The 10,257-nt window shown below is 65.8% G+C and carries 8 protein-coding genes; 2 read left to right on the top strand and 6 right to left on the bottom strand.

Going from position 1 to position 10,257, the window contains the following annotated elements:
- The first annotated feature begins 257 nt into the window (after window positions 1-257).
- Complete coding sequence (locus tag LMJ29_RS03305; protein WP_229604020.1) at window positions 258-737, top strand: VOC family protein; 480 nt, start codon at window positions 258-260, stop codon at window positions 735-737.
- Between the two features lie 243 nt (window positions 738-980).
- Here the strand turns inward: LMJ29_RS03305 and LMJ29_RS03300 are convergent, their stop codons facing one another.
- The 5 genes from LMJ29_RS03300 to LMJ29_RS03280 all read right to left on the bottom strand — a co-directional run bounded on the left by LMJ29_RS03300 (window position 981) and on the right by LMJ29_RS03280 (window position 8,404).
- On the bottom strand, window positions 981-1,472 hold the full coding sequence (locus tag LMJ29_RS03300; RefSeq protein ID WP_229604018.1) for a GNAT family N-acetyltransferase: 492 nt from the start codon (window positions 1,470-1,472) through the stop codon (window positions 981-983).
- 167 nt (window positions 1,473-1,639) lie between these two features.
- Window positions 1,640-3,040, bottom strand: coding sequence for a DUF1329 domain-containing protein (locus LMJ29_RS03295; RefSeq protein ID WP_229604016.1), 1,401 nt, complete (start codon window positions 3,038-3,040; stop codon window positions 1,640-1,642).
- Window positions 3,041-3,057: 17 nt separating this feature from the next.
- Window positions 3,058-4,614 carry a DUF1302 domain-containing protein gene (locus LMJ29_RS03290; protein ID WP_229604014.1) on the bottom strand — a complete coding sequence of 519 codons (1,557 nt, stop codon included), beginning with the start codon at window positions 4,612-4,614 and terminating at the stop codon, window positions 3,058-3,060.
- Window positions 4,615-4,976: 362 nt separating this feature from the next.
- Entirely contained in the window at window positions 4,977-7,376 is a 2,400-nt protein-coding gene (locus LMJ29_RS03285) for an efflux RND transporter permease subunit (protein ID WP_229604012.1), read from the bottom strand.
- A gap of 17 nt (window positions 7,377-7,393) precedes the next feature.
- On the bottom strand, window positions 7,394-8,404 hold the full coding sequence (locus LMJ29_RS03280) for a WD40/YVTN/BNR-like repeat-containing protein (RefSeq protein WP_229604022.1): 1,011 nt from the start codon (window positions 8,402-8,404) through the stop codon (window positions 7,394-7,396).
- Between the two features lie 425 nt (window positions 8,405-8,829).
- Between LMJ29_RS03280 and LMJ29_RS03275 the strand changes: the two genes are divergently transcribed.
- A complete protein-coding gene (locus LMJ29_RS03275) occupies window positions 8,830-9,003 on the top strand; it encodes a hypothetical protein (RefSeq protein ID WP_229604010.1) in 174 nt (57 codons plus the stop codon).
- A 93-nt stretch (window positions 9,004-9,096) separates the two neighbouring features.
- Here LMJ29_RS03275 and LMJ29_RS03270 read toward each other — a convergent pair.
- Window positions 9,097-10,257: NAD(P)(+) transhydrogenase (Re/Si-specific) subunit beta (locus LMJ29_RS03270; protein ID WP_229604008.1), on the bottom strand; the 1,161-nt coding region annotated here is incomplete at its 5' end.

Below are 10,257 nucleotides of genomic sequence, written 5' to 3'. Positions count from 1 at the left end.
ATCAGTCGGGAACTATCACCCCAGGAGGGATGGCAGTCGAGATACAAGGGGCGAATTCATTCGCCAAGCAGGCCTTTGGCCTGCCGTGGGCAACATCCGGGGCCGCGTTGCGGCCCATGGCGAATGAATTCGCCCCTACAGGGTGGTGTCGTTTGCCCGCCAGCGCGTTCGGCTGGGTATTCCTTCCCAGGCGCTCCGCGTCTCCCTCCGTGACGCAGCTAGACTCCATCTCCCACCCCCACCCGCGGAGCCCCAAGATGACCAGCAAAAACACCATATGTCTCTGGTACAACGACGACGCGCTGGACGCTGCGACCTTCTATGCCGCGACCTTCCCTGACAGCGCGGTGGGTGCCGTCCATCGGGCGCCGGGGGACTATCCGGCGGGCAAGGAAGGCGATGTGCTGACCGTCGAGTTCACGGTGATGGGCATTCCGTGCCTGGGGCTTAACGGCGGGCCGGCGTTCAGGCACAGCGAGGCTTTCTCGTTCCAGGTAGCGACCGACGACCAGGCCGAGACGGACCGCTTGTGGAACGCGATTGTCGGCAACGGTGGTCAGGAGAGCGAATGCGGCTGGTGCAAGGACAAGTGGGGCCTGTCGTGGCAGATCACGCCGCGGGTGTTGACGGCCGCCTTTACCAGCCCCGATCGGGCCGCGGCCAAGCGCGCGTTCAACGCGATGATGACCATGCGCAAGATCGATGTGGCGGCGATCGAAGCGGCAGTAAAGGGGTAACCCGCGCTTGGGGAAGGCCTGAAATAGCCACCTATCGTCACTCCCGCGAAGGCGGGAGCCTGGCTGCTGCGGGCCTTGTGGATTCCCGCCTGCGCGGGAACGACCTCTTCATATACAGCCCCGTGAAGTCATGGCGTATTCCCGAGCCCTGCTCAGGCGACTGCGTCCATCCGGGATGGCCGCGGCGGGGCGGTTTTGTCGCCGCGTCTCGGGGAAAGACCTCGCTCCCCTGCTCCCTCGGCTTCAAATATCCATGACCATCTCGTGCCACGCCATGCCGCCGTGGTCGGACGCGGAGGGTTGCACGTAGCGATAGCCCATGCGCGTGTACAACTCGACGTGGCGGTCCTTGCACATCAGGTGGATGGTCTTCTTGCCCAGCTCGCGCATCTGTTTGACGAAGGTGCGCATCATCAGCGTGGCGTAGCCCTTGCCCTGGTGCGCGGGGTCGATGACGACCGACATGATGACCACATTCGGCGCCTCGGCATCGTGGCGGACCAGTTCCTTGAAGGCTTCGTCGGACATGACCACGTCGTGCGCGCAGCCGCAGTTGATGAAGCCGATCACCTCGCCCTCCAGCTCCATGACCAGGAAGCCTTCGGGGTATTGCTCGATCCGCGTGGCGATCTTTTCCAGGGTGGCCGCTTCGTCGCCTTCGTAGGCCGAGGTCTCGATCTCGTAGCAGCGGTCGGTGTCCGCCAGGACGGCGGTGCGAAAGGTCGGAATGTTCATGTGCTTGTGCTCCTGGCCCTGGGGCGGTGTCGCGGGGAGTCGAAACATCATGGTAAAGGAAAGACAGCCTGGGGCGGCTTTCGCCTCCGCAGCTCCAGCATCCGCCGAAATGAAAAAGCCCTCCCCACAGGATGGGGAGGGCTTGGTCTTAACGGCTTGCTAGCGGATCAGCGACCCCAGCGTGCCGCCGCTTCGGCGCTGAACATGGCCGGGGTCCAGTTTTCCTGGGTTTCCAGGACCGGCGCGCCGGTTTCGTTGGCGATGTTGTCCACCAGGTAGGCGCCGGAGATCAGGTCGTGGTGCGCGGCGATGCCCCAGTAGGGAGTCTGCGACTCGTAGGCCCACATCCAGTTGCCCAGCACGGTGCGCCACAGCTGGCCGCGGCCGTCGTACTGGTCGGACAGCGCCGAGCCCCAGGTGTCTTCCTGGATGTAGAACACGCGCTTGGCGTACTGGTGGCGGAAGCCGGGCTTGAGGGTTGCCTCCAGCACCCAGACGCGCTGCAGCTCGAAGCGCATCAGCTCGGTATTCACGTGGCCCTTGTGCTTGGTCAGGTCGGCGATCTTCACGTCGGCCTGGTTGGTGGCGAAGGCGTTCCAGGGAATGTAGATCTCCTTCTTGCCGACGATCTTCCAGTCGTAGCGCTCGGGCGAGCCGTTGAACATGTGGTGTTCGTCGACGGTGCGGAAACCGCCGGCGCCCTGCGGCATGTCGAAGCCGAACGACGGCGCCTGGCGCACGCGGCGGGTACCCGGGTTGTACAGGTAGACGTCGCGCGGCTGGGTCTTGTAGTTGGAGTTTTCCCGCGTGGCGTAGACGGTGCCCTTGTCGCGCAGCGGCAGGTGGGTCTTCTGGATGGTCAGCGACATGATGCCGCCGAAGGGCGGGGTCAGGTCCGTGGTGTCGCGCATGGCCCCCGGTTCGGAACGCACGCCGAGGAACTTGTTCTCGGTCTTGCCCCAGGCCAGGTTGCCATCGGGGTAGACCACCACATCCTGGGTCATCAGCTCGGTCTTGAACGGCTGCGGGCCGGTGTTGTTGATGTTCCACAGCAGCTCGAGGCCGGTCTTCGGAATCGGGAACGGATTGGAGCCGGTCACCGCCTTCAGGCCCAGGCCGTCGTCGACCAGTTCGGCCGTGGTGGCGTTCTTCTTGAAGGCCTCGCAGACCCAGTCCGGGAAGCGGAAGTCGCGGTGGCTGGGGTACACCGGCATCTTGAAGGTGTCGGGATACTTCTTGAACAGCGCCTTCTGCCCGTCGCTGAGCTTGTCGGCGTACTGCGCCATGTTCTGCGCGGTGATGGTGAACAGCGGCTTTTCGTCGGCGTAGGGGTTCGGCCAGAACTTGCCGGTGCCTTCGAAGCTGACGTTATCGGGCTTGCCCAGCCACTTGCCGGAGAACGGCGGAATGGTGCCGTCGGCGTTGCCGGCCTTTTCGGCTCCGGAGCAGGTCAGATCCTTGCCCAGGCGCGCGGCTTCTTCGGGAGAAACCTTGGCCCATACGGTCTGGCTGAAGGCGCAGAGGATGCCTGCGCTCAGCAGGCTGGCTCGGAAGAGGGTCTTGTTCATCGCGGGATCTCCTGCTCTTACAGGTTGTACTTGAAGTTGATGGCCAGGAAGTCACGGTCGGCCAGCGGGCGTTCCAGCGGGTCGGCCGAGCCCAGGTAGGCGTTGTAGGTAGCGCCGATCTCCAGGTTGTTGAGGTACTTGAACTTGGCGCCGAGGCTGGCGCGCGCGTCGCCGTCGCCACCGAAGCCGAAGGTGCCGACGGAGGACTGGTTGAAGGCGTGGCCGTAGCTGAACGGCACGTCCAGGTCCCAGCCGTTGAACACGTTCGGGTAGGTCAGGGTGACCATGAACTGGCCGAACTGGGCGTTGCGGTCGTTGGCGAGGGCGTCGAGGCCGCCGTCGTCGACGTCATTGACGTGCACCGCGCCGAATTCGCCGGCGAAGGAGGTCTGCGGCGCGATCCAGGTCGTGCCCCAGGTCTTCAGCGCGGAAACCTGCGCCTGGGTCGCCTGGCCGCGCGACACGCCGGTCTTGGTCAGCAGCGACAGGCCGTCCTTGTAGCTGACCTCGCTGGAAACCTGCCAGTCGCCCAGGCGGGTGGAAATGCTCGCGCCGGTCAGGTCGACATCCTCGAAGTACTTGAGGTGATACTGGCCGCTGGGAATATCGAGCATCACGTTCGGGGTGCGCTCGTGGTAGCGCAGACGATAGGCGCCCACCTCGGTATAGGGGGTGAGCTTGTAGCGCGCACCGACGCCCCACTCGCCGCCGTCGCGGGCGTTGTCGCTCTCGCCGCGGGTCAGTGCGCCGCCGAAGCTGGCCAGGGTGGCCATGTCGCCCGGCGCGAAGCGGATGAACTGGCCACCCGGGCCGATCATGTCGGCGTAGGAGAAGTACTCGCCCGCCGGCGACAGTTCATAGGGATGGTTCTTGAACTGGTAGTAGCCGAGCAGGGTCCAGTCGTTGATCGACAGGCGCCCGGAGGCCTGCAGTTCGGGCAGGAGGATTTCCTTGATCTCGGTGCCGGGGATGTTGGCCTTGGTGGCGTCGACCGGGCCCTGCACGCCGGAAATGCCGGAGATGAACAGGCTCTCGCCCCAGGCCACCACCTGGTTGCCGAGGCGCAGGTCGAGGAAGCCGCTGTCGCCGACGGTGGTGCCGCCGTACAGGTAGGTGTCGAGCAGGCGGGTACGGGTGCCGACGCGCTGGCGGGCGTCGGAAGTGAACTCGTCGTGGTCGCCAAGCTTGTTGACGGTATCCGGCGAGTTGTTGTCGTTCTTGCGGTTGTAGGCAAAGTCGTAGAAGGACGAACCACGCACCATCAGACCGTAATCGCCCTTATGGATATCCATTTCGGCGAGCAGGCTGACGCGATTGTTGAAGAAGCTGCCGCGGTCGAAGTTGCGGTCACCGTCGTCGCCGTTGATATTGTTCAACAGTTCGTCGGCCTGTTTCTCGGCACGCATGTTCAGGCCGTAGTTGAAGGTGGCCAGATAATCGACTTCGAAACCATCGCCAAACTCGAACGAGCCGGCCTGCGCTGCCGGAATTGCCAGAGCGCTTACGGCACAGCCCAATAGGCTGAGTCTGAAGTGGCGCGGCAGGCGGCCGAGATTATTGTATTTTTGGTTCATCGGTTCAGCTCCTCTGGGGCGCTTTTGTAAGTTCTTCTTGCCCTGATATGACTCTTGAATCGCGGCAGACCCGCCAATTGCAAGGCGCACAGCAGTTGGCTCTTGCATCGACCATTGCCGGGCTGGCTGGCCGAGTAAGTTCATCATTACCCGCCTAAAAGTCGCTTACATACTTAGTTCGGACTAGGCTGCCCGGTGGCCCTTGTGCTAGCGGAAAAGAACTCTGGCGCGCACGCGCGACAGGTCGGCGAAGGGCTGTCGAAGTTGTCTGGAATGGGAATTCGAGCGGCTATTGGCCGTTATAAAAAATCCCGGCTGCCGCTCTTGCGAACGGCACCCGGGTTTCATACAGGCAACGGCGGTCAGGGCGTGGCGGGCGACAGCGTGGCGTCCGCGCGGACGCTATGGCGCTCGCCGCCGACGTTCAGCCAGCAGGCCAGCGCCGGCAGCAGCAGCACGGCGCCGAACACGTTCACCAGGAACATGAAGGCCAGCAGGATGCCCATGTCGGCCTGGAACTTCAGCGGCGAGAACGCCCAGGTGGCCACGCCGACCGACATGGTCACCGCGGTGAAGATCGCCGCCGTGCCGCGCTGGCGCATCGCCTCGTAGAACGCCATGCGCAGGTCCTGGCCCTCCTCCTCGATCTGGTGCTTGACCCGCTCGAACAGGTAGATGCCGTAGTCCACCCCTACCCCGACCCCGAGGGCCACCACCGGCAGGGTCGCCACCTTGAGGCCGATGCCCAGCGCGGCCATCAGCGCGTTGCACAGCACCGACACCACCGCCAGCGGCGCGATGATGCACAGCACCGCCTTCCAGGAGCGGAACATCAGGAAGCACATCAGGGTGATGGCGCCGAAGATGGCCACCAGCATCTCCACCTCGGCCTGCTCCACCGCCTCGTTGGTCGCCGCCATCACCCCGGCGTTGCCGCCGGCCAGACGGAAGGCGTCGGCGACGCGGAACTGTGCGTCGGACGTCGGCTGCTCGGTGATAAAGCGCTTGATCTCGCTGGTCAGGTGATGGAGGGTCGCGCCTTCGTGGTCCTTGGTGTAGATCAGCACCTGCATCGCCGTGCAGCCCTGGGTGTTCATGCCCAGGTCGGGGTTGTAGGCCTCGGCGCCCTGCTGCAGGGCCTGGCTGCTGCGCGGCAGCGCGGCCCAGCGCGGATTGCCCTCGTTGTTGGCGCTGATGCCCACCTTGGCCATGTCCGGTACGCTGACCACCGACTGCACGCCATGCACGCCGCGCATGAAGGTGGCGAAGCGGTCGACCGCGTTCATCACCGAGTAGTGCAGGCAGGCGTCGCCCTCGAAGCCCTTGGCCTCGACCACCACGCTCAGCACGTCCACGCCGATCGCGTAGCTGCCGACGATGCTGGCGTTGTCGCGGTTGTAGCGCGAGTCCTCACGGAACTCCGGGGCGCCGCTGCCGATATCGCCGATCACGAGCTTGCGCGACTCGGCGATGCCCAGGCCGAGCAGGCCCAGGCAGGCGACGGCAACCAGCAGGGCCGTGGCCGGGTTGGTTACCGCCGACAGCTTCCACCAGAACGGATGGCGCTTGCCGCCCGCCGTGGCGGTGCGGCGGGCGGAGTCTTCCAGGCGCATGCCGGAGAGCAGGATCGGCAGCATCATCTTGTTGGTGATGATCATCAGCAGCACGCCGAGGCACGCGGTGATGCCCAGCTCGCGCACGCTGTCGATCTGGATGCGCATGATCACCGCGAAGCCCAGCGCGTTGGCCAGCAGGGCCAGGGCGCCCGGCACGAAGATGCGGCGGAACGAGCTGTGCGCCGCGGCCAGCGAACTCGCCCCGGCCAGCACCTCGAGCTTCCAGGCGTTGGTCATCTGCACCGCGTGGGACACGCCGATGGAGAAGATCAGGAACGGCACCAGGATCGACATCGGGTCGATGCCGTAGCCCAAGAGCGGCAGCAGGCCGAGCAACCAGACCACCGGCAGCAGCGCCACCACCAGGGCCAGCAGGGTCATGCGCAGCGAGCGGCAGTAGGCGAACAGCAGCACCGTGGTGATGGCGAAGGCCAGCAGGAAGAACACGAAGACCCCGGACAGGCCGCTGACCACGTCGCCGATCAGCACCGGGAAGCCGATGATGTCGACCTCGATCTGCGCGCTGGCGTACTTGGCGCGCACCGCGTCGAGCGCCTTGGCGATCTCCACGTAGTCGACCTTCGCGCCGGTCTCCGGGTTGATTTCCTGCAGGTCGGCGCGGATCAGCGCGCCGCGCAGGTCGCCCTGCACCAGACGGCCGATCACCCCGGCGCGCGCCACGTTGCGGCGCACGGTCGCCAGATCCTGTTCCGAGCCGCCGAACTTAGCCGGCACCACCACGTCGCCGTAGAAACCCTGCTCGGTGACCTCGATGAAGCGGGTGTCGGGGGTGAACAGCGACGAGACCCGGGTGCGATCGACGCCGGGGATGAAGAACACATCGTCGGTCGCCTCGCGCAGGGCCTTGAGGAACTGCACGTTGTAGATGTCGCCCTGGCCCTTCCAGCGCAGGTTGACCAGCACGCGGTTGGCCCCCGGGAAGGCCTTCTGGTACTCGGTGAAGGTCTGCATGTAGGGGTGCTGGAGCGGGATCATCTTGTAGAAGCCGGGGTCCAGCTTGATGCGCGTGGCCGTCGCGGCGAACACCAGGGTCAGCAGGATGAACAGGGCCAGCAGCCAGCGGCGGTTGGCCATGAGCAGGTCGGCGCAGCGGTAGACCCACTGGGCATTCTTGTTGTTGTCCATGAGAGTGTCCGCTTGTGTCAGGGAGTCGGGGATTTGGCCGGCTTGCCGGCCACGCTGATGCCGGACTGCCCGGTGAAGATCAGCCGGCCATCGGCCAGCTCGGCGACGCTGGAGAGGCTGCCGGCGCCGCCATCGTTGAGGCGCTTGAAGGTGCGCCCGCCATCGCCGGACTGGGTGACCACGCCACCCTCGCCGACCAGCACCACCCGGCCGTCGTCGGTGAGGGTGCCGCCATACAGGGAGAGGCCGGTGTCGGCGTCGATCTCCTGCCAGGTCGCGCCGAAATCGCCGGTGCGGAACACCTTGCCGCGCATGCCGTAGACCAGCCACTCGTTGGCCGACACGGCGATCAGGCCGAAGAAGCTGCCGTTGTAGAAGTCCGCCAGGCGCTCCCAGCTCTGCCCGCCATCGGCCGAGCGCGCCACCAGGCCGGATTCGCCGACCAGCATCAGGCGCTGCCGGCCGTCGCCGGCGATGCCATAGAAGTGGCGGTCGCCCAGGCCGGTGTCGCGCGGCTGCCAGCTCTTGCCGCGGTCGTCCGAGATCAGCAGGCGGCCGAAGCTGCCGGTGGCGAACAGCGGCCCTTGCGCCTTGCCCCACACGCTCATCAGCGCCTCGGCGGCTTCGGCGTCGAAGTTGACTTCCTGCCAGCTCAGCCCGCCGTCCTGGCTGCGCAGGATCCAGTTGTCATGGCCCACCGCCAGGCCCAGCGCCGGCTCGGCGAAGAACACCTGGGTGAGGGTCGAACCGCGCTGGGGGGCCACCCTGGCCTCGCTCCATTGCGCGCCGCCCTTGCTGTAGAACAGGTGGCCCAGTTCGCCGGCGGCGACCAGGTTGCCGCCCTCGGCCTGCGCCGCGCCGTTGATCAGCATGAGCTGTGGTTGCGCGTCGCTGGACGGGAACGCCGGGCTGGGCCGCGGCAGGAAAGATGCGACCGTGCCGGCGGCCACCAGGCCGACGACGCACAGGCCGATCAGGATGCGGGAGCGATTGTGCGACTGGCGGGCGCCGACCTCGGCAGGCGGCACCGTTCGCAAGGCTGATTCGTTTTTAATTGTTGTGACTGGCTGCATAACTCCTCCTCGTCGACCCGGCACCCGCTGTCCAGAGCAGACTGCGGTACCGGGGGATAGTCAGAATTTGGCGGCCGGAGGGGGGCGGCGCATCGTCCGATCAGACAAGGGGGGAAACACTCATCGATCATTCGGACGATGCCGGGGGGACGGGCAAGGGAGAGGCTCACTCCTCGCGGGAGCGGCGAGGGGCATCCCGGCAAGCCGGCGAAACGCAGTCCGTCAGCACCGGCCGCGCCGCCCTGCCGCGGCGCAGCCATTCGTCGCATCTAGTCCGTTCGGACTAGGACAAAGGTGCAATCGCTTCCTATGGTGGCCTTGAAGCTCGACGGCATGCCGTCGGCTTGCTGCCACCGCAGTTCGATAGCGAGATAACAACAATGAAAACAAGAAAGCCGCTGTACCTCGTCCTTTTCTTCGCCAGCACCGCCCTCTCCCCTGCCCTGTTGTCCACTGGCCAGCTGCCGCTGCTGGCGGCCCAGGCGGACAGCTGCCAGCACTGTCCGGCGCAGCTCGTCACCCCCAGCACCCCGCTCGGCCAGCTGTTCCTCTGAGGGGCACCCCGCTCCTCACGACAAACTGCACGGTCCGGACAACAAAAAGCCGGCGCCACCCGAAGGTGGCGCCGGCTCTGGTCGTGACTGCGGTTACTCGACGGCCTTGACCATGTCCTCGACCACCTTCTTGGCGTCGCCGAACACCATCATGGTCTTGTCCATGTAGAACAGCTCGTTGTCCAGGCCCGCGTAGCCGCTGGCCATCGAGCGCTTGTTGACGATCACGGTGCGCGCCTTGTACGCATCGAGGATCGGCATGCCGGCGATCGGCGACTTCGGATCGGTCTTGGCCGAGGGGTTGACCACGTCGTTGGCGCCGAGCACCAGCACCACGTCGGCCTGGCCGAACTCGGGGTTGATGTCCTCCATCTCGAACACCTGCTCGTAGGGCACCTCGGCCTCGGCCAGCAGCACGTTCATATGCCCGGGCATCCGTCCGGCCACCGGGTGGATCGCGTACTTCACGGTCACCCCGCGGTGGGTCAGCTTCTCGGTCAGCTCCATCAGCGCGTGCTGGGCGCGGGCCACCGCCAGACCGTAGCCCGGCACGATGATCACGCTGTCGGCGTTGCCCAGCAGGAACGCGGCATCGTCCGCCGAGCCGCTCTTCACCGGACGCTGCTCCTGGGAACCGGCGACGGTCGCACCGGCTTCGGCGCCGAAGCCGCCGAGGATCACGTTGAAGAACGAGCGGTTCATCGCCTTGCACATGATGTAGGAGAGGATCGCGCCCGAGGAGCCCACCAAGCTGCCTGCCACGATCAGCATCGAGTTGTTGAGCGAGAAGCCGATCCCGGCGGCCGCCCAGCCCGAATACGAGTTCAGCATCGACACCACCACCGGCATGTCGGCGCCGCCGATCGGGATGATGATCAGCACGCCGATCACGAAGGCCAGCGCCACCAGCACGGCAAAGGCGGTGAGATTACCCGTGAAGGTGAAGGCCAGGCCCAGGCCGACGATGGCCAGGCCCACCGCCAGGTTCAGCCAGTGCTGGCCGGCGAAGGTCACCGGGGCGCCCTGGAACAGGCGGAACTTGTACTTGCCGGAGAGCTTGCCGAAGGCGATCACCGAACCGGAGAAGGTGATCGCGCCGATGGCCGCGCCGAGGAACAGCTCCAGGCGGTTGCCGGCCGGGATGGCATCGCCCAGCTGCGCGACGATGCCCAAGGACTGCGGCTCCACCACCGCGGCGATGGCGATAAAGACCGCGGCCAGGCCGATCATGCTGTGCATGAAGGCGACCAGCTC

The organism is Pseudomonas oryzagri (genome assembly GCF_020831405.1).
Taxonomy (GTDB): domain Bacteria; phylum Pseudomonadota; class Gammaproteobacteria; order Pseudomonadales; family Pseudomonadaceae; genus Geopseudomonas; species Geopseudomonas oryzagri.
The sequence above is the reverse complement of the archived record's forward strand: the minus strand, read 5'-3'. Positions and strand labels throughout refer to the sequence as shown.